Source organism: Caballeronia arvi, from assembly GCF_001544695.2.
GTDB lineage: Bacteria > Pseudomonadota > Gammaproteobacteria > Burkholderiales > Burkholderiaceae > Caballeronia > Caballeronia arvi.
Map to the genome: position 1 here is coordinate 291,563 of NZ_FCOM02000002.1, position 23,348 is coordinate 314,910.

The window sequence follows — 23,348 nt, forward strand, 5'->3', positions numbered from 1 at the left end:
ACTCCTCGTTGCTGAAATTCGAACGTTCCGCGCATCGAACGTCGCGCGGAAATCATGTCCGGATTTTCAGCAAGGGCCGTGCCCAGCGATGCTCACGTGTCAGGCCGGCTCGACGCTGCGCTTGCCCGTGAGGCGCAGCATGCTGACGACGGCGGCCGCGGCAGCGAACACCGCCGCGACGGCGAGTGCGATCACCGGGCCTTGCTTCGGCGCGACGCCGAAGATCAGCGCGACGAGCGCCGCGCCGAACGTCTGTCCGGTGAGACGGGCGGTGCCGAGCATGCCGCTCGCGCCGCCGCTGCGATGACGCGGCGCAGATGCGAGCATCTGACGATTGTTCGGCGACTGGAAGAGGCCGAAGCCGAGCCCGCAGACGGCCATGCGCCACGTGATGTCGAACGCGTCCGGATGTGCGCCGACGCTCGCGAGCAGCACGAGCCCGATGGTGAGAATCGCGAGACCGATGCCGCCTAGCAGTCCGGCCGAATAGCGATCCGCGAGCACGCCCGCGAGGGGCGCGACGAACACGATCACGAGCGGCCACGGCGTCATCAGAAAGCCGGTCTCGACCTGGCTCATGCCAAAGGTGCCCTGCAGCAGGAAAGGCAGCGAAACGAACGCGAGCATCTGCGCGCAGAACGAGCACACCGACGTGCCGACCGACAGCGCGAACACCGGAATGCGCATCAGGTCGACTGGCAGGAGCGGGGCGCTTTGCGTGAGTTGCCGCCGCACGAAGAAGTAGCCGATGACCGCCGTCGCGACGAGTTCGCCGACGAGATACGGCCGATGCTCGCCGTGCCCGAAGCCATCGACCGCGACGATCGCGATGCCGAAGAAGAGCGCGTTCATGATCGCGCTGATGTAATCGTACGGCTGCCGATGCCCCGGCGTGCGCGGCATCGATTTCCAGCCGATCGCGAACGCCGCGAGACCGATCGGCACGTTGATCGCGAACAGCCACGGCCACGTCGCGACGGCGAGCACGCCCGAGGCGACCGTCGGACCGATCACCGACGAGATCGCGACGACCGTCGCGTTGATGGACACGCCGCGCCCGAGCTGATCGTGCGGATAGATGACGCGCACGAGCGCCGTGTTGACGCTCATGATGCCGGCCGCGCCGAAGCCTTGGATCACGCGCGCGATCGTCAGCGTGACGAGCGAGCCCGACAGCGCGCACGCGAACGACGACACCGTGAAGAGCGCGAGCCCGCCCATATACACGCGCCGGTAGCCGATGCGGTCGCCGAGCGACGCGAGCGGCAACAGCGAAATGGTGATGGCGAGCTGATAGGCGTTGACGACCCAGATGGAGTCGGCGGGCGATGCGTTCAGATTGCGCGCGATGGTCGGCAGCGCGACGTTGGCGATGGCGCCGTCGAGCACCGCGAGCGTGATGCCGAGCGCGACGACGGCAATGGCCCAGTATCGCTGGGGCAGCGGCAGACCTTGTTCGGAATCCATCGATCGACGGTGAGTGGCGGGCGGCGCATTCTAAGGCGCGCCGTTTTCAAACAGCTTCCATGGCGGCGCGGCGGCAAGGGCCGCGCCTCGTCCGCGTGCTTACTTCAGTTCGTAGAGACCGGTGTACGTCGCCGAGTCGATCTCGTTCAGATGCGTCATGAAGCGCGCGACCGCGTTGGTCGCATTCGCATCGAGCGGAAGGCTCTCGCCGGAGAGCGCATGGATGCGGAAGATATAGCGATGCGGCTTGTCCCCACGCGGCGGCGCCGCGCCGCCGAAGCCGACCGTGCCGTAATCGTTGCGAAGCTGCAGCGCGCCTTGCGGCAGCAGGCTGCCGTCGGCCTTGCCGGCATTGCGCGGAAGCGAGCGCACGTCGGGCGGAATATTGACGACGATCCAGTGCCAGAAGCCGCTGCCCGTGGGCGCGTCAGGATCGTAGACGGTGAGGGCGAGACTGCGGGTATCGGCGGGCGGATCTTCCCATTGCAGCGCCGGGGAAACGTTCTCGCCCGAGCCGCCGAAGGCTTGCTGGTCGAATTCCTGCGCGTGCGTCATGAAGCCGTTCGCCGGAAATTCGTCGGACCAGATGCGGAAATCAGCCATGAGAGTCGTGCCTCCTTCTTCTTGCGATGTGGATGGATGCGGCACTGCGCACCGGACTGCGTGATGTCGCGCGCTCAGCCGGACGAGTGCAGCAAACGTGCCCGGGCGCTGCCCGCGGAACCGCGAGGGAACCGCAAGCACGGCGAGGGCGACAGCCAATCGAGTGTAGCATCCGCCCCCGATATCCGGCGCGGGCTGAAACGTCGCGCCCGGCTTGCGCAGGACCGTGATTCGGCCCGCAAAAATCCTGCGCGATACAATAATGAGATGAATTCAGACGGCGCGAGCCGAAAGGACGACAGGACGACCATGCCCAACGACCCGCGCCGCGCTGCCGGTCAATTCATGCCGGCGAGCGTGCCGGAGGACGATGCCGACATGTTCGACCTCGCACCGGTTTCCCTCTGGCTCGAGGATTTCAGCGCGGTGCGCGAACAGTTCGAGCGCTGGCGCGCGGCGGGCGTCGCCGATCTGCGCGCGTTTCTCGCGGAGAATCCCGGGCGCGTCGCGGAGTGTTCGTCGCGCATTCGGGTCGTGAAGGTCAACCGGCGCACGCTGTCTCTGTTCAACGCGAAGGACGTCGATCAGCTCGTGCAGAACCTCGGTCGCGTGTTTCGCGACGACATGCTCACCACGCACGTCGACGAACTCGAACAGCTATGGTCCGGCAAGACGCGCTTCGTGAGTCAGACGGTCAACTACACGCTCGACGGCAAGCGCCTCGACGTGCTGCTCAAGGCGGTCATACTGCCGGGACACGAGGCGTCGTGGAGCCGCGTGCTCGTCACCATCGAAGACATCACCGAACTCGAAGCGATGCGCCGCACGGCCGCCGCAAGCGAGCTTTATGCGCGCGGACTGTTCGAGCATTCGCCGGTGTCGCTGTGGGTGGAGGATTTCAGTTCCGTGAAGGGCTTGCTCGACGATGTGCGCGAGCGCGGCATCGTCGATTTCCGCACCTTTACGAACGTGCATCCGGAGTTCGTCGAGCGCTGTATGCAGGAGATCCACGTACTCGACGTGAATCAGCACACGCTTCGCATGTTCGCCGCGCCCGACAAGGCGACGCTGCTCGCGCGGCTGCCCGACATCTTTCGCGACGACATGCAGCAGCACTTCCAGGAACAGCTGATCGACCTGTGGGACGGCAAGCTCTTCCATCAGCGCGAAGTGCTCAACTATTCGCTGGAAGGCAACGAGGTGCACGTGCATCTGCAGTTCTCGGTGTTTCCGGGGCACGAGGCGCGCTGGGATCTGGTGCTCGTCGCGCTCACCGACATCACTGCGCGCAAGAAGGCCGAAGCGTATCTGGAGTTTCTCGGCAAGCACGACGTGCTCACGAAGCTGAAGAACCGCTCGTTCTACATCGACGAAATCAATCGGCTCGAACGCAAGGGCCCGTTTCCGGTGACGGCGATCGCGGTCGATGTGAACGGGCTCAAGGCCGTCAACGATCAGCTCGGCCACGCCGCCGGCGATGCGCTTCTGCGGCGCGCGGGCGAAGTGCTCGGCAAGGCGGTGGAAAAGCCGTTCCAGGCGGCGCGCATCGGTGGCGACGAGTTCATGGTGCTCCTGCCCGGCATCGACGAGCGGGCAGGCATTGCGGTGATCGACAGCATTCGCCAGTTGCTCGAAGTGAACAATCAGTTCTATTCCGGCATGCCGCTATCGTTCGCGATGGGCGCGGCCACCGCGCACGAAGGCGAGCGGCTGGAGACGATGCTGCAACGCGCCGACGCCGCAATGTACGCCGAAAAGCGCGCGCATTACGACGGCACGAGCGCGTGATGAATGCGTGACCAGCGCGCATAGAGCGCGTAAAGAGCGCGTGGCTATTGCGGCTGCGTGACTTCGTCCATGCCGCGATCGATCGCCGGGCACGCCTCGCCGGTCTCTTTCTTGTATTCCGCCGGATTGCTCGTCTTCAGCTTCTCGAAGCGGTCGACGGTCGGTTGCGCCTGCGCGAGACCGAGCTTCCATTCGCCGTCGAAATCGGGGGCATCGGGATAGCTTTTGCGGACGACATCCCGAAAGCGCGCGATCTTCGCGGCATCGAGGTGACAGACGTCCGCCGCGCCGCGCGCGATGTTCGCGCTCGTCATCACGCCTTCGGCGGCCATCAGTTGTTTCGACGACGGATGGCCGGGCGGCATCGCGGTCTGGGCCGTCGCGGACAGGCACGATGCGGCCAGACAGAAGGTTGCGAAGAGCTTGATGCGCATCGGATTTATTCGTGTATGCGGGGAAGAAAAATTATAGGTGAAGCGGGCCGAATCGAACGCTGCCTAAGGCAAAGAAGCCTATATAGCCCGTGCTAGAATCGATTTTCAATGCCGTTCTCAGACAGAAAAATGAAAAAAGGAAGCAAGGCCGCCAGTGCTGCGCCCTCGTCGACCACAGCAGAAGGGCGGCGCAAGTACGATCCTGAGGAGACCAAGCGGAACATTCTCGACATCGCCACGCAGGAGTTTTCGGCGATGGGCTTAGCGGGCGCGCGCGTCGACGCCATCGCGGAGCGCACCAATACCACCAAGCGCATGCTGTACTACTACTTCGGCAGCAAGGAAGGGTTGTACGAGGCGGTGTTGGAGCAGGTGTACGGTGATATCCGCGCGCTCGAGCAGGAGTTGCAGCTCGCGGAAATGGACCCGGAAGAAGCGCTGCGAGAATTCGTCGGCTTCACGTTCGACTATCACGACAAGCATCGCGATTTCGTGCGTCTCGTCACGATCGAAAACATTCATACGGCGAAGTACATCGAGCAGTCGAAGACGTTCAAGGCGCGCAATTCGACGGTCGTGAAGACCATCGAGGATCTCATCGCGCGCGGCGTGGCGGCGGGCAAGTTTCGCGACGACGTCGATCCGATCGACCTGCATCTGATGATCAGCTCGTTCTGCTTTCACCGCGTGGGGAATCGTCACACGTGGGGCGCGGCGTTCGGGCGCGATCCGTCGGGGCCGCGTTCGCGCGCGCGTCATCGCGAGATGATCGTCGATGCCGTGCTGCGTTACATGCGGCGCGACTGAACGCTCCGGCGCACCAAAAAAAACGGCGACACTCTCACGAGGTCGCCGTTTTTCCTTGCGATAGATGGATCAGCCTTCCAGCAAGCTCTGGAAGTGCGCGAACATGCGTTCGGCATCCGGCTCGCGGCCGGTGAAGATGCGCAGCGCGTCGACCGCCTGACACACCGCCATGCCGCCGCCGCTCACCGTGCGGCAGCCGAGCGCCTTCGCCGCCTTCAGCAGTTCGGTTTCGAGCGGGAAATACACGATCTCCGCGACCCACAATTCCTTGTGCAGATAGTCCGCCGGCAACGGCAGGCCCGGCAGTTTCGCCATGCCGGTGGGCGTCGCGTGAATGAGGCCGCTCGCCGACGCGAGCGTCGCGCGCAGATCGCCGCCGCTTTTCACGACGCGATCCGGGAAGCGTGCCGCGAGCTCGGCGGCGAGCGAGGCCGCGCGTGCATCGTCGGAGTCGAAGAGCGTGAGTTCGCGTGCGCCCATCGTGAGCGCCGCATGCGCGACGGCCGCGCCCGCGCCGCCCGCGCCGAGCTGCACGACGCGTTCGAGCGGCACGCCTGGCAGCCCGCGCTGGAACGCGCGCGCGAAGCCCGACCAGTCCGTGTTGTAGCCGATGCGCTTGCCGTCCTTCAGCACCACCGTGTTGACGGCGCCGAGCGCGCGGGCATCGGGATCGAGGTCATCGAGCAACGGGATCACACTTTGCTTGCACGGATAGGTGATGTTCAGGCCGTCGTAGCCCATGCGCTCGGCCGCGACGAGCAGATCGGGCAGGGCGGCCGGCTCCAGCGCAAGCGCCTGAAGATCGATGCGCCGGTACACGTAGTTGAGCCCGAGCGTGGCGCCTTCCTTTTCGTGCATGGCGGGCGTGAGCGAACCGCCGATGCCCGATCCGATCAGGCCGATGAGATACGAAGTCTTGTTGGTCATGCGAGCGCTCCGGCACGGTGCACTGTTGCTGCAGTGCGAAATTGAGTATGTCGCAGTGTGAACGCACGCGCGAGGCTTGTCGGTTCGTGTTTTCACTAATTTGTACGGTCTAGTTAGTTTGTTATCATCTCGCAGAATTGACGTGGATTGCGCGCGTCCGTCATGCGGACGTCCTAAACTGGAAGGCACCGCATCCATCCCGCATTCATTGATTGCAACGAGGAGGCAGCGATGCTGCGTTCAATCCGTACATCCATCGCGACGGTATCCATCAGCGGCACGCTTCCCGAGAAGCTGAAGGCCATCAAGGCGGCCGGTTTCGACGGCGTCGAGATCTTCGAGAACGACCTGCTGTATTTCGACGGCACGCCCGCCGACGTGCGCCGCATGTGCGCCGATCTGGGCCTCGAAATCTATCTGTTCCAGCCGTTTCGCGACTTCGACGGCGTGAGCGCCGAGCGTCTCGCGAAGAACGTCGAGCGCGCCAAACGCAAGTTCGAGCTGATGCACGAGCTCGGCACGGACCGCATCCTCGTGTGCAGCAACGTGTCGCCGGACACCATCCGCGACGACGCGCTCATCGTCGATCAACTGGGCACGCTGGCGAAGATCGCGGAGGAAGCGGGCGTGGTCGTCGCGTACGAGGCGCTCGCGTGGGGCCGCTACGTGAATTCGTACAAGCACGCGTGGAAGCTCGTCGATGCGGTGAATCATCCGAATCTCGGCCTCGCGCTTGACACCTTCCATACGCTGTCGATCGGCGATTCGGTGGACGAGATCGCGTCGATTCCCGGCGAGCGCATCGCGTTCGTGCAGATCGCCGATGCGCCCGTGCTCGCGATGGACGTGCTCGAATGGAGTCGTCACTATCGCTGCTTTCCGGGGCAGGGCGCGTTCGATGTCGCGGGCTTCACGGCGCGCGTGCTCGAATCGGGCTACAAGGGGCCGCTTTCGCTGGAAATCTTCAACGATGGTTTCCGCGCTGCGCCGACCGCGATCACGGCGGCGGACGGTCATCGCTCGCTGCGTTATCTGGAAGAGCAGACGCGCGCGCTGATGGGCGACAAGGCGCCGCCGGAACTCTTCAATCCGCCCGCGCCGCCCGAGCATATCGGCTTCCAGTTCCTCGAATTCGCCGTCGACGATTCCACGCGCGAACTGCTCGCGCGCTGGCTCGGCAGGCTCGGCTTCAGGCTTGCGGGCAAGCATCGCTCGAAGGATGTCGCGCTGTATCGGCATGGCGCGGGCTCGATCGTGCTCAACGCCGAAGCCGATTCCTTCGCGAGCGCGTTCTTCCAGAAGCATGGTTTGTCGCTGTGTGCGTCGGCGTTTCATGTCGATGACGCGAAGCTCGCGTTCGAGCGCGCCGCGGCGTATGGGTCGCAGCCGTTTTCGGGGCGCGTCGGCCCGAACGAGCGCGTGGTGCCCGGCGTGCAGTCGCCAGACGGCAGCCTCGACTATTTCGTCGACGAAGCGAAGGGCGGCCCGACGCTGTGGGAATCGGACTTCATCCTGACGGATATCGACGGGCCGTATGAAGTGGGGCCGCTGTCGCGCATCGATCACGTGTGCCTTTCGCTGCCCGCCGATGCGCTCGACACGTGGGTCTTGTTTTTCCGCAGTGCATTCGGCTTCGAGACGGAGCCTGCCGTGCTCGTGCCCGACCCTTACGGCCTCGTGCGTAGCCGCGCGGTGCGGAGCCGCGACGGTTCGGTGCGCATTGCGCTGAACGCGTCGGTGGACCGCTACACGGCGGTGGCCGAATCGCTGTCGACGTATCGCGGCTCGGGCCTGAACCACGTCGCGTTCAGCACGCCGGATATCTTCGATGCGATTCCGCGCCTCGAAGCCGATGGCGTGAAGTTCCTGCGCATCCCGCGCAACTACTACGACGATCTGGTCGCGCGTTTCGGATTGCCCGACGAGCAGATCGAGCAGATGCGCGAGCACAACATCCTCTACGATCGCGACGAGCGCGGCGGCGAGTTCTTCCACGCGTACACGGAGCAACTCGATCAGCGCTTCTTCCTCGAAGTGATCGAGCGGCGCGGCGGCTACGACGGCTATGGCGCGGCCAATGCGGCGGTGAGGCTCGCGGCGCATGCGCAACAGCAGCAGCGCGCGCGTCAGGCGGCGTAGGAAACACGCGAAGGGCGCTCAGGCGCTTTGTGACTTTTCGCTGGCTACGCGCGCGCGTTCGATGCTGAGCTCTTCCTCGCGGGCGCGTGCGGCGGCTTCGAACGCATCGATATGCAGATACAGCCGATGCACGGTCTGAATCTGCGTATGTGAAAGGTGGGACTGGCGCATGATCGATGCGAGCCGCTCACGCCAGTACGAAGGCGGCAGCAATGGCCCGCCGAGGTCGCACGCCAACGAGCGACGCAGCACCATTTCGAGGTGCGTCAGGTCCTGGTCCGCCAGCAACGCCGAAAACGCGCCCTGCGGCTTCATATCGGGAAAATGGTCCATTATCCCGATGGCGGCGCGCTTCGGCGAGACTTGATAGGGAGAAACCCTCGACGTACGCGAATTTTTTCGCTGCGCGCCGAAGGCTTCGAATTTGTTCGCGCCGAACCGAAAGCCGCCGCGCGCCTTTGCTATACTCTGCGCTCGCTCGCCGACGCCTCGGCTGAGCGCGGTCCGCTCCCCGTAGTTCAATGGATAGAACGAGTGCCTCCTAAGCGCTAGATGCAGGTTCGATTCCTGCCGGGGGGACCAAGATTTCGACACGGCGTTCGTCGTGTCATGCTGCTGCCCGCCGCCTCTTTCCCCGCCTTCCCGCTGTCTTCGCATTGAACCGTAAGCACTTTCGCGCCGATAATGCGACCACCTGAGGCTCGCCTTCACGGCTCATGCGTTCATGACCGAAATCGAATCCGCGGTGCTCGTCTTCATTCTCCTGCTCGCCTGCACGGGCCTTGGTGCAATCGTGCGGCCGCTTCTGCCGGAGGAGCACAAGGCGCAGGAAACCGTGCAGTTGATCCAGTTGCTCGTCGGCATGCTGGTCACGTTCGCGGCGCTCGTGCTCGGCCTCCTGACCGCATCGGCGAAAACGATTTTCGACACCACCAACACCGACATGCGCAACTACGCGACCTCGATCATCGAGCTCGATCGCGCGATGCGTGATTACGGCGGCGAACTCGATCCGGCGCGCAGGCTGCTGCGCTCGTACACGGCGGCGGCGATTGCGAGCACGTGGCCGAACGAGGCGCCGCCGCCCGGTGATGACTATCCGAACGTCGAGCAGTCGAAAAAGGACGACAGCCTTGCGAACGCGACGCTTGGCGCGCTGTTGAGCAAAGCCCAGCACGACGTGCGCATGCTCGTCCCGCGCGACGACTATCACCGCCAGCTCGCCACCGAAGCCGCCACGCGCTTCGAGCAGCTGGTCGCGCAGCGCTGGAAGCTGGTCGAGGAGGCGCACGGGTCGATCTCCTATCCGTTCGACCGCATTCTCGTCGGGTGGCTGCTCATCATCTTTCTGTGCTTCGGGCTGATCGCGCCGCGCAACGCGCTTTCGCTCGTGACGATCATGCTCGGCGCGCTGTCGATCGCGTCGGCGGTGCTCGTGATCCTCGATCTCGATACGCCGTTCTCGGGACCGATCATGATCGGCAGCCAGCCGTTGCGCGACGCGCTCGCGTATCAGAGCCGCTGATGCGCTACGACGATCCGCGCCTCGTCGCGCTGTACGACACCCTCAATCCGTTCGCCGACGATACGGCGTTCTATCTCGCGCTGGCGGCATCCGCGCGGCATGTCGTCGATCTCGGCTGCGGCACGGGCTTGCTCGCGTGCGAACTCGCGAGGCGCGGTCATCGCGTGACGGGCATCGATCCGTCGCCGCACATGCTGCGCGTGGCGCGCGCGCGTCCGGACGGCGACACGGTGACGTGGATCGAAGGCGATGCGAAGGCGCTGCCGTTCGTCGGCGCGGCGGATCTGCTCGTGATGACGGGACACGTCGCGCAAGTCTTTCTCGACGATGCATCGTTCGTCGCGACGCTCGATGCCGCCCGCCGCGCGCTGCGGCCCGGCGGCGCGATCGCGTTCGAGAGCCGCAATCCGGCTGCACGCGCGTGGGAAAACTGGACGCCGGAGCGTTCGCTGAGGCGCATCGAAGCGCCGGACGGCAGGACGGTCGACGTCTGGCTGGAACGGCACGCAGTACCCGACCCGCTCGCGACCGGGCGCGTGGCGTTCACGACGCACTATCGCTTCATGCCGAAGCCAAGCGGTGAAATCGCCGAAGAGACGCTCAGCGCGACGAGCGAACTGCGCTTTCGCACGCTCGAAGAACTGACGAAACGGCTGACCGAAGCGGGTTTTGCGCAGATCGACTGGTACGGTGACTGGAACCGCGCGCCGGTGGATGAAACGAGCCGCGAGTTGATCGCGGTGGCGCGCTGAAAAATGAAACGATGCCGCCGCACGCGGCGGCCATCGGCAATCAGAACTCGACGACGACGAAATCGGCCTTGCCCACGTCGCACAGCGGGCAGCGCCAGTCGGCGGGAATGTCGTCGAAACGGGTGCCCGCGGCGATGCCTTCGTCCGGCAGGCCTTCTTCCTCGTTGTAGATCCAGCCGCAAATCAGGCAGACCCAGCTTTTGTATTCGATGACTTCGCTCACGACAGACTCTTGATTCGAAAGAAATAAACGGACCGCGTGCGGCAAAGGACAGCGCCTTGCGCGGCGAGCCGGCATCTTACAGGAATCGGCGCGATCGTTCCCCGCTCCGGCCGCCGGCCGCATGCCGTGTCATATTGCGTCGGCAGGATGGTACGGATACGCGGCTCCGAAAGCTCGGTGTATGCTTTTCCGGGTCTCCGGCGCCGATTTCGCGCCATCGACCGGTTTCACAACATGGAGAAAACGATGAAGCAAAAGCTCTTGGGCGCGATGTTGTCGGGCGCGGTCCTGTTTTCGTTCGCTGGCGCGGTGCATGCGCAGGCGCGCGTCTATTTCGTCGAGCCGAAAGACGGCGCGACCGTCACGAGCCCCGTGCACGTGAAATTCGGCGTCGATGGCATGTCGGTCGCGCCGGCCGGCACGATGACCGAAGGCACCGGGCATCATCATCTGCTGATCGACGAAAAACCGATTCCGAAAGGCACGGTCGTCCCGATGGACGACAAGAACCTGCACTACGGCAAGGGCCAGACCGAAGCCGACGTGAAGCTGCCCCCCGGCGATCACACGCTGACGATGCAGTTCGCCGACGGCGCGCATCGCTCCTACGGGCCGGAAATGAGCCAGACGATCAAGGTTCACGTCAAGCAATAACGCATCACGCGCACGAGAGGCCGCCGCGGACCGCGTCCGGGCGGCCTTTTTGCTTCTCGTCCGTTCGGCCAGCGCCGCGTGAGCGCCACGGCAACGCGCGCCGCGCCCGGTACGACCGGTACAATGGGCGCTTCCATCGGTTGCCGTTTTCGTCACCGACTCTTCGCCATTCATCCGGTTTCCCATGTCGCTTTATTCCATTTCGGACGCGCAGCTCGCGTTCGGCCATGTCGCATTGCTCGACCACGCCGACTTCTCGCTCGAAGCGGGCGAGCGCGTCGGGCTGATCGGCCGCAACGGCGCAGGCAAGTCGTCGCTCCTGAAGATCGTCGCGGGCCTTGCCGCGCCCGATGACGGCCTCGTCACACGTCAGAGCGAGCTCACGACCGTCTATGTTCCGCAGGAACCCGAGTTCGATCTCGACGCTTCCGTGTTCGATGTCGTCGCCTCCGGCCTCACCGATGCGCGCGCGTTGCTCGACGAATACGACGCCGTCGCGCATGCGCTCGCCGACACGCCCGAAGGCCCGAAGCACGACGAACTGCTCGCGCGCATGAACGCGCTGCAATCGGCGCTCGATACGCGCGATGCGTGGAACTGGCGCACGCGTGTCGCGACGACGCTCGCGCAGATCGGCCTCGACGGCGACGCCCGCGCAGGCGACCTGTCCGGCGGCATGAAGAAGCGCGTCGCACTCGCGCGCGCGCTCGTCGTGCAGCCTGACGTGTTGCTGCTCGACGAGCCGACCAACCACCTCGACTTCGACGGCATCCGCTGGCTGGAAGAGCTGCTCGTCACCTTGCGCTCCGGCCTGCTCTTCATCACGCACGACCGCGCGTTCCTCGATCGCGTGGCGACGCGCATCGTCGAACTGGATCGCGGCAGGCTGCTGTCGTATCCGGGCAATTTCAGCGCGTATCAGACGCGCAAGGCGCAGCAGCTAGAAGTCGAACAGGTCGAGCAGGCGAAGTTCGACAAGCTGCTCGCGCAGGAAGAGGTGTGGATCCGCAAGGGCGTCGAGGCGCGGCGCACGCGCAGCGTCGGCCGTATCGCGCGGCTCGTGGAAATGCGCAACGAACGCGCCGAACGCCGCAACGTGCAGGGCAACGTCAGGCTCGATGTCGGGCAGGGCGAGAAGTCCGGCAAGATCGTCGCGGAGCTGACCGACGTGACGAAGCGCTTCGGCGAGCGCACGATCGTCGACTGCTTCACGGCGACGGTCATGCGCGGCGACAAGATCGGTCTCGTCGGGCCGAACGGAGCAGGCAAGACCACGCTTTTGAAACTCATCCTCGGCGAGCTGCAGCCCGACGAAGGGCGAGTGCGCACCGGCACCAACATTCAGGCCGCGTATTTCGATCAGATGCGCGCGCAGCTCGATCTCGACAAATCGCTCGGCGACACCATCAGCCCCGGCAGCGAATGGGTCGAAGTGAACGGCGTCAAGAAGCACGTCATGAGCTATCTCGGCGACTTCCTGTTCGCGCCCGAACGCGCGCGCTCGCCGGTGCGCTCGCTGTCGGGCGGCGAGCGCAATCGCCTGCTGCTCGCGCGGCTCTTCGCGCGTCCCGCGAACGTGCTCGTGCTCGACGAACCCACCAACGATCTCGATATCCCGACGCTCGAACTGCTCGAAGAACTGCTCGCGGATTACGACGGCACCGTGTTGCTGGTGAGCCACGACCGCGCGTTCCTCGACAATGTCGTGACCTCGGTGTTCGCGGCGGAAGGCGGCGGCATGTGGCGCGAGTATGTCGGCGGCTTCTCCGACTGGCAGATTCAGCGCGAACGTTCGGAGCGTATCGCGGAAGAGGCGGCGCGTCAGAGCGCGAAGGAAGCGACGAAAGACGACGCGCCGAAGGAAAGCGCCGCGGGCCGCAACGCACAGCGCACCGTGAAGCTGTCGTTCAAGGAGCAGCGCGAGCTGGAAGCGCTGCCGGCGCGTATCGCGGAGCTCGAGGAAGAGCAGAAGACGATCGGTGCGCAGCTCGAAGACGGTTCGATCTTCGCGAAGGACGCGAAGGAGGGCGCGCGTCTGTCGGAGCGCCATGCGGCGATCGAAGAGGAATTGCTCGTCGCGCTCGAACGTTGGGAAGAGCTGGAAGCGAAGCGCAAATAAGTGCTTTCGTGCGCCGCAGGGGTGTCCGTTTCGTGAAGACGGATTGTCCACGCCTGCATCGCGTTTTATGGCGCCGTGGTGGGCGCGGCGGGCGAAAACCGCTATTCTCCTAGCGCGGCTCGGATCGGCAGGCGGTTTTCCGCTTCGCTCATCGCGCATCCGGCCAGGCACATTCATCAAGCATCCGCCGGCTTGCCGGGCGTCACGTCGTGACATTTCCCGCGAGAACGCCCGAGAAGCCGGATCAACGTCCAACTATGTCCACGAAAAAATCCAGCGCAATGGCGACGGGAACGGAACGAGGCAAACGTCCTGTCATGAACGCCAAGGCAGCCGGCTACAGCGAAGCATCGATCAAGGTGCTCAAGGGCCTGGAGCCGGTCAAGCAGCGGCCCGGCATGTACACGCGTACCGAGAATCCGCTGCACATCATTCAGGAAGTCATCGACAACGCCTCCGACGAAGCGCTCGGTGGCTACGGCAAGCAGATAACCGTCACGCTGCATAACGACAACTCCGTTTCCGTCGACGACGACGGCCGCGGCATTCCCATCGGCCTGCATCCGGAAGAAGGCGTGCCGGTCGTCGAGATCGTGTACACGCGGCTGCACGCGGGCGGCAAGTTCGATAAAGCGGCGGGCGGCGCATACACGTTCTCGGGCGGCCTGCATGGCGTCGGCGTCTCGGTGACGAATGCGCTCTCCACGCGTCTCGAAGTGACCGTCTGGCGCGACAACAAGGTGGCGCAACTCGCGTTCTCCAATGGCGACGTGATCGAAGAACTCGCGACGCGTTCACCCGAACGCGGCGAAAAGAAAAGCGGCACGCGCGTGCGTGCGTGGCCGAATCCGAAGTACTTCGATTCCGCGAATCTGCCGCTCGGCGAGTTGCAGCGCCTGCTGCGCTCGAAAGCCGTGCTGCTGCCGGGCGTCGAAGTGGCGCTCGTCATCGAGAAGACGGGCGAGCGTCAGACATGGAAGTATGAAGACGGCCTGCGCGGCTATCTGCTCGAAGGTATGGGCGGCAGCGAACTGCTGATTCCGCTTTTCGAAGGCGAGCGCTATGCGGAAAGCTCGAAGAACACCGAAGAGACCTTCGCTGAAGGCGAGGGCGCGTCATGGGTCGTCGCGTGGAGCGAGGAAGGGCCGCTCTTGCGCGAATCGTATGTGAACCTGATTCCGACGCCCGCGGGCGGCACGCACGAATCCGGCCTGCGCGACGGGCTCTTTCAGGCGGTGAAGAATTTCGTCGAGATTCATAACCTGCAGCCGAAGGGCGTGAAGCTGCTCGCGGAAGACGTGTTCGCGCGCGTGTCGTTCGTGCTCTCGGCGAAGGTGCTGGACCCGCAGTTCCAAGGCCAGATCAAGGAACGGCTGAACAGCCGCGATGCCGTGAAGCTCGTGTCGTCGTTTTCGCGGCCCGCGCTGGAGTTGTGGCTGAATCAGCACGTCGAGTTCGGCAAGAAGCTCGCGGAACTCGTGATTCGTCAGGCGCAGGCGCGCACGCGGGCCGGTCAGAAGATCGAGAAGAAGAAGAGCTCCGGCGTTGCCGTTTTGCCCGGCAAGCTGACCGATTGCGAATCGACGGACATCGCCCGCAACGAGCTCTTTCTGGTCGAGGGCGATTCGGCGGGCGGCTCCGCGAAGATGGGCCGCGACAAGGAATTCCAGGCCATTCTGCCGTTGCGCGGCAAGGTGCTGAACACGTGGGAAACCGAGCGCGACCGCCTCTTCGCGAACAACGAAGTGCATGACATCGCTGTGGCGATCGGCGTCGATCCGCATGGTCCGGACGACAAGATCGATCTCTCGAATCTGCGCTACGGCAAGATCTGCATTCTTTCCGACGCGGACGTCGACGGCGCGCACATCCAGGTGCTCTTGCTCACGCTGTTCTTCAAGCACTTCCCGCAACTGATCGAGCGCGGGCATGTGTGCGTCGCGCGTCCGCCGCTCTTTCGCGTCGATGCGCCCGCGCGGGGCAAGAAGCCCGCGCAGAAGCTCTATGCGCTCGACGAAGGCGAACTCGAAGCGATCCTCGACAAGCTGCGCAAGGACGGCGTGCGCGAAACGGCATGGACCATCAGCCGCTTCAAGGGCTTGGGCGAAATGAGCGCGGAACAACTCTGGGACACGACCATGAACCCCGACACGCGGCGTCTCCTGCCAGTCGCGCTCGGTGAACTCGGCTTCGATCTCACCGTCTCGCGCATGACGATGCTGATGGGCAAGGGCGAAGCGGCATCGCGCCGAAGCTGGCTCGAAGAGAAGGGCAACGAAGTCGAAGCGGACATCTGAGCTCGACTTGAAGCAACGCACAACGGATTAATCGATGGGAATCACAGACGATCTCTTCGCCGAACAGACCGCACCGGACGGCGAGCAACTCACACTGGGCGATTACGCCGAACGCGCCTATCTCGACTACGCGGTGAGCGTGGTGAAGGGCCGCGCGCTGCCCGATGTCAGCGACGGGCAGAAGCCCGTGCAGCGCCGCATTCTCTATGCGATGAGCGAGATGGGCCTCGCCTCCAACGCGAAGCCGGTGAAGTCGGCGCGTGTCGTCGGCGATGTGCTGGGCAAATATCATCCGCACGGCGATCAGTCGGCGTACGACGCGCTCGTGCGTCTCGCGCAGGACTTTTCGATGCGCTATCCGCTCATCGACGGTCAGGGCAACTTCGGCTCGCGCGACGGCGACGGCGCCGCGGCCATGCGATACACCGAAGCGCGCCTGACGCCGATCGCGCGCCTTCTGCTCGATGAAATCGATCAGGGCACGGTCGATTTCATGCCGAACTACGACGGCTCGTTCGAAGAGCCGAAGCTGCTGCCCGCGCGCTTGCCGTTCCTGTTGCTGAACGGCGCATCGGGCATCGCGGTCGGTCTCGCGACGGAATGTCCGTCGCACAATCTGCGCGAAGTGGCGGCGGCGGCCGTCGCAATGATCCGCGATCCGAAGATCGGCCACGCCGGTCTGATGGACAAGCTGCCCGGGCCGGATTTCCCCGGCGGCGGACAGATCATCTCGTCGCAGGCGGAAATCTCGGCGGCGTACGAGACCGGCCGCGGCTCGCTCAAGGTGCGCGCGCGCTGGAAGATCGAAGATCTCGCGCGCGGCCAGTGGCAGGTCGTCATCACGGAATTGCCGCCGGGGGTGTCGAGCCAGAAAGTGCTGGAAGAAATCGAGGATCTCACCAATCCGAAGATCAAGCTCGGCAAGAAGACACTCACGCCCGAGCAGGTTCAGACCAAGCAGTCGATGCTCGCGCTGCTCGACGCCGTGCGCGACGAGTCCGGCAAGGACGCGCCCGTGCGGCTGGTGTTCGAACCGAAGTCGAGCCGCATCGATCAGACCGAGTTCGTCAATACGCTGCTCGCGTACACCAGCCTGGAATCGAACGCGTCGATCAATCTCGTGATGATCGGCGTCGATGGCCGGCCGCGTCAGAAGGGCATCGTCGAAATACTGCACGAGTGGGTCGGCTTCAGGTTCGTCACGGTCACGCGGCGCACGCAGCATCGTCTGGGCAAGGTCAACGACCGCATCCATATTCTCGAAGGACGGATGATCGTCTTCTTGAATATCGATGAAGTCATCCGCATCATTCGTGAAAGCGAGGAGCCGAAAGCGGCGCTGATCGCGCGCTTCAACCTGTCGGACCGGCAGGCGGAAGACATCCTCGAAATCCGTCTGCGTCAGTTGGCGCGGTTGGAGGCGATCAAGATCGAGCAGGAGTTGAAGGACCTCGGCGAAGAAAAGGCGAAGCTCGAAGAACTGCTCAACAGCGACGCCGCGATGAAGCGGCTGCTCATCAAGGAAATCGAAGCCGACGCGAAGCAATTCGGCGACGATCGCCGCACGCTGATTCAGCAAGCCACGCGCGCGACGTTCGAGGCGCGTGTCGTCGACGAACCGGTGACGGTCGTCGTGTCGCAGAAGGGCTGGGTTCGCGCGCTGAAGGGCCACGGGCTCGATCCGGCGGGCTTTACCTTCAAGCAGGGCGATGGCCTCTACGCCGCGTTCCAGGCGCGCACGCCGGATTCGCTCGTCGCGTGGGGCAGCAAGGGGCGCGTGTATTCGGTTCCAGTCTCGGCGCTGCCGGGCGGGCGCGGTGACGGCGTGCCGGTGACATCGCTGATCGAGCTCGAATCGGGCACGCATCTGCTGCATTACTTCGCGGCGAACGCGGAGCAGCAACTGCTGCTGGCGTCGAGCAACGGCTTTGGCTTCGTCGCGAAGCTCGGCGATCTGATCAGCCGACAGAAGGCGGGCAAGGCGTTCATGACGATCGACGAAGGCGCCGCGCCGCTCGCGCCGATGCCTGTCGTTCCGGGTGCGACTTACGTCGCGTGCCTGTCGAGCGCGGGGCGTCTGCTCGTGTTCGGCATGGACGAGATGAAGACCCTGTCCGGTGGCGGACGCGGCGTCATCCTGATGGCGCTCGATGAGAAGGAAACGTTGCGTCAGGCGCTCGCGATCGATGCGCGCGGCGTCGTGATGACCGGCACCGGCCGCGGCGGGAAGGTGAGGGACGAGAAGCTCGCGGGCTCGCAGATGCAATTGCATCTGGGCAAGCGGGCGAGGAAGGGAAGGGCGCCGGATTCGTCGTTGAAGGTGACGGATCTGCGGCCGGTTTTCGAGGAGTGATGGTGTGATGGAGCGTTGCTGAAGCGCCGTCACGACCCGATAAGCCCGCTTTATGCGGGCTTTTTTGCGCCTGTCCTTCGCGAGATTCAGACATTAATCATTTCAACGCGCGCTTCGAGCGGACAAGCTTCCTGGCGAAGTGGGACGAAGCAGAATCCAGATATTCCCAAATGGGTATCCGCAAAGCGAGATTTGAAGTCGATGCCGATTGAGGTGCAGGATACCTTCGGCTTTGCGCTGCATCAGGCGCAGACAGGCAAGAAGCACGAACACGCGAAACCGTTGCAGGGATTCGGATCTGCGGGCGTGCTGGAGGTTGTGGAAACTACGCTGAACGGCACTTACCGCGCCGTTTATACGGTGAAGCTCAGATATGCGGTGTACGTGTTGCACTGTTTTCAGAAGAAATCGAAACAAGGCATCGGCACGCCGAAGCCGGAGCTGGACATCATCCGTACGCGGTTGAAGGCGGCACAGGCACACGCGGAAGGGGCAAGCAATGATCGAGATTGAGAAAGGAAGCGGCAACGTCTACGCCGATCTGGGACTCGCCGACGCTGACGAGATGCACGTAAAGGCGCAGCTTGCGGGAAAGATAAGCGAGATCATCAAAGCACGGCGCTGGACGCAACAGCGGGCCGCCGATGCTCTCGGCATCAGTCAGCCCAAGCTCTCGCAATTGATGCGTGGCCAATTTCGCGGGGTCAGCGAGGCGAAGATGCTCGAACTGCTCGCGCGCCTTGGTCGTAACGTGCAGATCGTCGTCGGTCCACCCCGGCGCTCGGCGAGGCCGGGACGGGTCGAAGTCGTATTTGCGGCGTAATCGATGCTACCGCTGCGTCGCTGTCACAATATCGCCTTGTACATCGCGAGCGACTTGCACGTCTGAACCAACCCCTGCTTCAGCAGAATTTCAATGAACCGCTCCGCTTCCATCGGAGGGTGCCGCAGCTGCTTGCGCTGTTGTTGCGCGGCGTGAATCACGGCGGCCGGCGCAAGATCGAACAACTCATCGACGAATACGTCAGGGTGCCGCGCCTCGATTCCGAAGGGACTCAATACCCTCTCGGGGAAGTCCTTCTCGTTGAACGTGACGATCACGCTGGCGTTGCTGCGAATGGCTGCCGCCAGCACGTGGCGATCGTCGACGTCGGGCAAATCCAATCCGGCGATCAGGCTTTCGTGCCCGGTGACGAGCGCATCGGGAATCGCCAGGTCCATCAGCTCGGCCGTCCGATCTACTTGTTCTCTCGTCAGGTCGGGGCGGTTCTTCAAGAGACTGCGTTTCCACTCTTCGTGAATCTGCAGGCTCCATCTCGCCCGGAACTCTCCCGAGAGCCCGAGCCACATGAGAAAGTCTCGCAGCGGAGCCGGATACAACACGCACGCGTCATAAATGACTATGAAACGGGAACTCTTCATTCGTAGTCCGTTCCTAGTCTCTGTGCCTGCTCGGCCAGTGCCTTCATCGCTTCTTCGCTCGTGCGGTCGCGCTCGGCTTTGTATCGCATGACATCGGCAAAGCGGACGCGCCGATGTTTCCCGGTCTTGTGCGATGGCAGCGCCTCGGCTTCCAGCAGTTTGACGAGATGTGGACGTGAGACATTCAGCAGGTCAGCGGCTTCCTGCGTCGTCAGTTCAGCATGAACCGGCACGATCTTGACGGCGTTGCCGTCGGCGAGCTCGGCGAGAATGTCGACCAGAAGGCGTAGCGCGGAGGTCGGCAACTCGATCTGATGCGCTTCGTCCTTATCGTCGAAGATCTGAATCCGCTGTGTCTCGAAACTGGTCGACAGGTACGTGGCGAGTGTGCGTTGTCCCTCGACTGCCGCCTTAACTTCGCGTTCGACCGGCAGATTGACGTCGGGATGGATGATTCGTGTCATGGCGTGCCCCGCTTGAATGAGCGTAGAGCGCCATCTTAATCGAAACAAACGAAAATCGAAATAAACGAAACGAAATGAACAAAGCCATCGAAGCGGCGCTCTTTCTGCATTTGCTCGGCGTAGCCGTTTGGATAGGCGGCATGGTCTTCGCGCATTTCTGCCTGCGTCCTGCGCTCGGCGATCTCACGCCGCAACTACGCCTGCCGCTATGGGAGGCGGTCTTCGCGCGCTTCTTCAACTGGGTGGCGGCCGCTGTGCTCGTGATTCTCGTCACCGGCGGCTTTCTGCTCGTTGAGTTCGGCGGCGGTCATGCGGCGTGGCCGCTGCACGCGATGGCCGGGCTCGGCATCGTGATGATGCTCATCTTCGGGCATATCCGCTTCGCGGTCTTTCCGCGCATCCGCCGCGCGGTGCAGGCGCAAAACTGGCCCGACGGCGCGCGTGCGGTCGGCACCGTGAGACGGCTCGTCGTGATCAATCTCGTGCTCGGCGTCGTGACGATCGGTACGGCGGTGCTTTCTCGCGGCTTCTGAACCCGTGAATCAGCCGCCGCGCTCATCGGAGAGCGCGGTGCTCGATTCCTGTCCCGCATCCTTGCGCGAGCGCGGCGACTGCCCGCGCGGCCACCCGCACACACCGAAGCGGTCGAGCAGCGCCTGCACGCCATCCGCCGGCACGGGCCGCGAGAACAGGAAGCCCTGCGCTTCCACCGGCCCGAGCGCCGCAAGCCACGCAATCTGCTCTTCCCGCTCGGTGCCTTCCACGACGACGGTTAGCCCCAGCGATCGCGCCAGGTTGATGATCGCCGACACCATCACGCATACGCTGCGGTCCTCGGGAATCGCCTGGATGAACGAGCGGTCCACCTTGAGCGTATCGACCGAAAAGCGGTTCAGATACGACAGCGACGAGTAGCCCGTGCCGAAGTCGTCCAGCGCGATGCGCACGCCCAAACGCTTCAACGCAGCGATCTTCTCCTGCACGAGCTCCGGATACTCGACCATCACGGTCTCGGTGATTTCGAGCTCCAGCTTGTCCGGCGGAATGCCGCTCGCCTCGATCGCGCGCGCGACCGTCTCCAGCAAATCGCCGCGCCAGAACTGCACCGCCGAGATGTTCACCGCGAGCGACAGCCCCGTATAGCCGTCGCGCTGCCATTGCGCGAGCTGCATGCACGCGGTGTGGATCACGAAGTCGCCGACCGCGACGATCAGTCCCGTCGACTCGGCGACCGGAATGAACTCGTTCGCTGGAATGAGCCCGTGCTGCGGATGATTCCAGCGCACGAGCGCCTCGAAGCCGGTGATGCAGCGGCGCGTCAGATCGATCTTCGGCTGATAGACGAGGAAAAGCTGCTGCTCGGTGAGCGCGACGCGTAGTTGCTGCTCCCACCGCATCAGATGATCCGCGCGATGCGACAGTTGCGGCGAATAGAACTGATAGCAGTTCCGGCCCGCGTCCTTCGCGCTGTACATCGCGAGATCGGCCTTCTTGAGCAGATCGATCTCGCTTTCGTTCGACACCGAGAAGAGCGCAATGCCGATGCTCGCATGCAGCACGAACGCGCTGCCGCGCACGTCGAACGGCGTGGCGAACATGGTCGAGATATCGTCGGCGAGCGTGACCGCGCGTTGCTCGACATCGTCGCCCTTCACGACGACGACGAATTCATCGCCGCCGATTCTCGACAGCGTGCCGCTTTGCCCCACCGTCTCGGCCAGCCGCGACGCGGTCATTTGCAGGACGATGTCGCCGGCGTTGTGGCCGAGCGTGTCGTTGACCGTCTTGAAGTTGTCGAGGTCGATGAAGAGCAGCGCGAGCCGTCCGATGTTCTCCGGTTGCGCCACGTCGTGACGCAGCGCGCGCAGCGTCGAATAGCGGTTGCGCAGGCCGGTGAGCAGGTCGTATTCGACGAGATGCGTCATCTCGCGCTCGCGTCCGAGCAGCTTGCCGATCAGGCCCGTCGCGACCGCGAAGAAGCCGAGCATCGCGAGCGAGATGAAGCTCGCCATCAGCAGATAGACATTGCGCGTGTGGTTGTAATCGACCATCTCCTCGCGCTCGGAGAGGCCGACGAGCACGCCGAGCGGATAGCCGTCGATATGCCGGTACGACACGATGCGCTTCACATGATCGATCGGATCGACATAGATGCCCGACGCGTGTTCCGTCGTCGGGTAGACGCCGCTCGCGCTGAATTCGGCGTGTGCATGATCGGCCGGGCCGCTGCGCCCGCCGCTCTTCGCGGCGGCATTGGCCGCGGCGCTCTCGGCAAGGCTGCCGCCCGTGCTGCGCGCGAGTACCGAGCCGTTATCCGACACGACGGCGATCACGCCTTCATGACCGATCGACGCGACGTTATAGAAGTCGTTCGTGAAGTAGGCCGGATTCTCCGACACGACCACGACGCCCGCGAACGAGCCGTCCGGATGATTGAGCCGCCGCGTGATTTGCAGGGTCCACAGTCCCGACACGCGCCCGCGCACCGGACGGCTGATGTAGAGCAGATCGTCGTTGGAATGCGCATGCACCTTGTAGTGCTCGCGGTCGGACAGGTCGATGGGTTTCGGATGCGGATCGGACGTATTGCCGATGAGCGTGCCGTACTCGTCGATCAGCGACACTTGCACGAGCGTGTCGCTTTGCACGACGCCTTTCTCGACCGTCGCGATGAGATCGAAGTTGTCGGGCGACTTCTCGTATTCGTACTTGACGAAGCGCGTGATCTGGTCGACCTGATGAATCGCCTTGATGGTGTGCTGCTCGAGCGCGGAGGAGAGGATGGCGGCGGAGGCCATCGATTCATGCGTCGTCGCCTCGCGCTCGACGGAGAGCCGCGCGAAGATCACCGCCCACAGCAAGACCAGCACGAAGGTGCCGAGCACGGGAATGGCCAGCAGCGCGCGCCGGCGCCGCGCGGCGGGTGCGCCGAGAAAAGTGTCGGAAAAGGCGTGGGCACGTATGCGCTTCATGGCGCGTCCGTGCACGCGAAGTCGCGTAGCGCGTGGCGTGCTGCGAACTGCGCGAATTTGACGAAGCGATGCATGTCGTGAGGCGTTCGGCCGAATCGAATGAATATACCGCGCGCGGCGCGCAGCGGAGGGTCGGCGGAAAAGCTGTCCGGGACGCGCTTCACGTCCCAGTCCATGTTCCGATCCACATCGGCAGGCAGCGCAACGGCCGTTCGGCGAGCCGTTTTGTGCAGCAGCGCGCGGACCCCGCCATGAGCGAAACGACGAGTGTCCGGTGTCGTTGAGAGCATACGTTTGCGCTGCGGCGCAAGCGGCTCACCTCCATGACGACGGACCGTCCGATGTGAACCGCAATTGCCATCCCCGATTGTTCAGATATTAGCGAAGCCTCGGAGATTAAGA

General features: G+C 63.9%; 21 protein-coding genes and 1 tRNA gene. 13 read left to right on the forward strand and 9 right to left on the reverse strand.

All coding sequences use genetic code 11. From position 1 onward, the window contains the following. Positions 1–99: 99 nt before the first annotated feature. Entirely contained in the window at positions 100–1,467 is a 1,368-nt protein-coding gene (locus AWB74_RS04390) for an MFS transporter (RefSeq protein WP_061145526.1), read from the reverse strand. A 99-nt stretch (positions 1,468–1,566) separates the two neighbouring features. Next, positions 1,567–2,070: a YbhB/YbcL family Raf kinase inhibitor-like protein gene (locus tag AWB74_RS04395; protein WP_061145527.1), complete on the reverse strand. Its 504-nt coding sequence runs from the start codon at positions 2,068–2,070 to the stop codon at positions 1,567–1,569. A gap of 309 nt (positions 2,071–2,379) precedes the next feature. On the opposite strand from AWB74_RS04395, the gene AWB74_RS04400 reads away from it, so the two are divergent. Continuing rightward, entirely contained in the window at positions 2,380–3,858 is a 1,479-nt protein-coding gene (locus AWB74_RS04400) for a sensor domain-containing diguanylate cyclase (protein ID WP_061145617.1), read from the forward strand. A gap of 44 nt (positions 3,859–3,902) precedes the next feature. Here the strand turns inward: AWB74_RS04400 and AWB74_RS04405 are convergent, their stop codons facing one another. After that, positions 3,903–4,292, reverse strand: coding sequence for a hypothetical protein (locus AWB74_RS04405; RefSeq protein WP_235024474.1), 390 nt, complete (start codon positions 4,290–4,292; stop codon positions 3,903–3,905). Between the two features lie 129 nt (positions 4,293–4,421). On the opposite strand from AWB74_RS04405, the gene AWB74_RS04410 reads away from it, so the two are divergent. Then, positions 4,422–5,099 (forward strand): TetR family transcriptional regulator, encoded by a 678-nt coding sequence (locus AWB74_RS04410; protein WP_061145528.1) that lies wholly within the window; start codon positions 4,422–4,424, stop codon positions 5,097–5,099. 69 nt (positions 5,100–5,168) lie between these two features. On the opposite strand, the gene AWB74_RS04415 is transcribed toward AWB74_RS04410, so the two are convergent. Then, positions 5,169–6,026, reverse strand: coding sequence for a shikimate dehydrogenase (locus tag AWB74_RS04415; protein WP_061145529.1), 858 nt, complete (start codon positions 6,024–6,026; stop codon positions 5,169–5,171). A gap of 243 nt (positions 6,027–6,269) precedes the next feature. On the opposite strand from AWB74_RS04415, the gene AWB74_RS04420 reads away from it, so the two are divergent. Continuing rightward, on the forward strand, positions 6,270–8,165 hold the full coding sequence (locus tag AWB74_RS04420; RefSeq protein WP_061145619.1) for a bifunctional sugar phosphate isomerase/epimerase/4-hydroxyphenylpyruvate dioxygenase family protein: 1,896 nt from the start codon (positions 6,270–6,272) through the stop codon (positions 8,163–8,165). An 18-nt stretch (positions 8,166–8,183) separates the two neighbouring features. Here the strand turns inward: AWB74_RS04420 and AWB74_RS47160 are convergent, their stop codons facing one another. Next, the gene (locus AWB74_RS47160) at positions 8,184–8,687 is read right to left on the reverse strand and encodes a hypothetical protein (RefSeq protein ID WP_235024475.1); all 504 of its coding nucleotides are present in this window, start codon (positions 8,685–8,687) and stop codon (positions 8,184–8,186) included. Between AWB74_RS47160 and AWB74_RS04430 the strand changes: the two genes are divergently transcribed. The 3 genes from AWB74_RS04430 (at position 8,673) to AWB74_RS04440 (ending at position 10,442) form a co-directional block, all read left to right on the forward strand. Next, positions 8,673–8,747 (forward strand) — tRNA-Arg (locus tag AWB74_RS04430). The two genes, AWB74_RS47160 and AWB74_RS04430, sit on opposite strands and share 15 nt — an antisense overlap. A gap of 142 nt (positions 8,748–8,889) precedes the next feature. Continuing rightward, complete coding sequence (locus tag AWB74_RS04435; protein ID WP_061145531.1) at positions 8,890–9,690, forward strand: bestrophin-like domain; 801 nt, start codon at positions 8,890–8,892, stop codon at positions 9,688–9,690. After that, the gene (locus AWB74_RS04440; protein WP_061145532.1) at positions 9,690–10,442 is read left to right on the forward strand and encodes a class I SAM-dependent methyltransferase; all 753 of its coding nucleotides are present in this window, start codon (positions 9,690–9,692) and stop codon (positions 10,440–10,442) included. The genes AWB74_RS04435 and AWB74_RS04440 overlap by 1 nt, the downstream gene beginning before the upstream one ends. A 40-nt stretch (positions 10,443–10,482) precedes the next feature. Here the strand turns inward: AWB74_RS04440 and AWB74_RS04445 are convergent, their stop codons facing one another. After that, positions 10,483–10,665 (reverse strand): rubredoxin, encoded by a 183-nt coding sequence (locus AWB74_RS04445; protein WP_041730228.1) that lies wholly within the window; start codon positions 10,663–10,665, stop codon positions 10,483–10,485. Between the two features lie 270 nt (positions 10,666–10,935). On the opposite strand from AWB74_RS04445, the gene AWB74_RS04450 reads away from it, so the two are divergent. The 6 genes from AWB74_RS04450 to AWB74_RS04475 all read left to right on the forward strand — a co-directional run bounded on the left by AWB74_RS04450 (position 10,936) and on the right by AWB74_RS04475 (position 18,911). After that, positions 10,936–11,319: a DUF4399 domain-containing protein gene (locus AWB74_RS04450; RefSeq protein ID WP_407642396.1), complete on the forward strand. Its 384-nt coding sequence runs from the start codon at positions 10,936–10,938 to the stop codon at positions 11,317–11,319. A gap of 184 nt (positions 11,320–11,503) precedes the next feature. Then, a complete protein-coding gene (locus AWB74_RS04455; protein WP_061145533.1) occupies positions 11,504–13,438 on the forward strand; it encodes an ATP-binding cassette domain-containing protein in 1,935 nt (644 codons plus the stop codon). Between the two features lie 317 nt (positions 13,439–13,755). Next, entirely contained in the window at positions 13,756–15,735 is a 1,980-nt protein-coding gene (locus AWB74_RS04460) for a DNA topoisomerase IV subunit B (protein WP_061145621.1), read from the forward strand. A 34-nt stretch (positions 15,736–15,769) separates the two neighbouring features. Continuing rightward, positions 15,770–18,088: a DNA topoisomerase IV subunit A gene (parC, locus tag AWB74_RS04465; RefSeq protein ID WP_061145534.1), complete on the forward strand. Its 2,319-nt coding sequence runs from the start codon at positions 15,770–15,772 to the stop codon at positions 18,086–18,088. A gap of 201 nt (positions 18,089–18,289) precedes the next feature. Further along, the gene (locus tag AWB74_RS04470) at positions 18,290–18,601 is read left to right on the forward strand and encodes a type II toxin-antitoxin system RelE/ParE family toxin (protein WP_087038846.1); all 312 of its coding nucleotides are present in this window, start codon (positions 18,290–18,292) and stop codon (positions 18,599–18,601) included. Further along, positions 18,588–18,911, forward strand: coding sequence for a helix-turn-helix domain-containing protein (locus AWB74_RS04475; RefSeq protein ID WP_061145535.1), 324 nt, complete (start codon positions 18,588–18,590; stop codon positions 18,909–18,911). The genes AWB74_RS04470 and AWB74_RS04475 overlap by 14 nt, the downstream gene beginning before the upstream one ends. 23 nt (positions 18,912–18,934) lie before the next feature. Here AWB74_RS04475 and AWB74_RS04480 read toward each other — a convergent pair whose 3' ends face one another. Both AWB74_RS04480 and AWB74_RS04485 read right to left on the reverse strand, forming a co-directional pair. Beyond that, complete coding sequence (locus AWB74_RS04480; protein WP_061145536.1) at positions 18,935–19,510, reverse strand: PIN domain-containing protein; 576 nt, start codon at positions 19,508–19,510, stop codon at positions 18,935–18,937. Beyond that, on the reverse strand, positions 19,507–19,974 hold the full coding sequence (locus AWB74_RS04485; protein ID WP_061145537.1) for a helix-turn-helix domain-containing protein: 468 nt from the start codon (positions 19,972–19,974) through the stop codon (positions 19,507–19,509). Before AWB74_RS04485 ends, AWB74_RS04480 begins: the two co-directional genes overlap by 4 nt. A gap of 74 nt (positions 19,975–20,048) precedes the next feature. Between AWB74_RS04485 and AWB74_RS04490 the strand changes: the two genes are divergently transcribed. Further along, positions 20,049–20,507: a CopD family protein gene (locus AWB74_RS04490; protein ID WP_061124418.1), complete on the forward strand. Its 459-nt coding sequence runs from the start codon at positions 20,049–20,051 to the stop codon at positions 20,505–20,507. A gap of 9 nt (positions 20,508–20,516) precedes the next feature. On the opposite strand, the gene AWB74_RS04495 is transcribed toward AWB74_RS04490, so the two are convergent. Beyond that, positions 20,517–22,946, reverse strand: a complete 2,430-nt coding sequence (locus tag AWB74_RS04495; protein WP_061145538.1) for a bifunctional diguanylate cyclase/phosphodiesterase — start codon at positions 22,944–22,946, stop codon at positions 20,517–20,519. Positions 22,947–23,348: the final 402 nt, after the last annotated feature.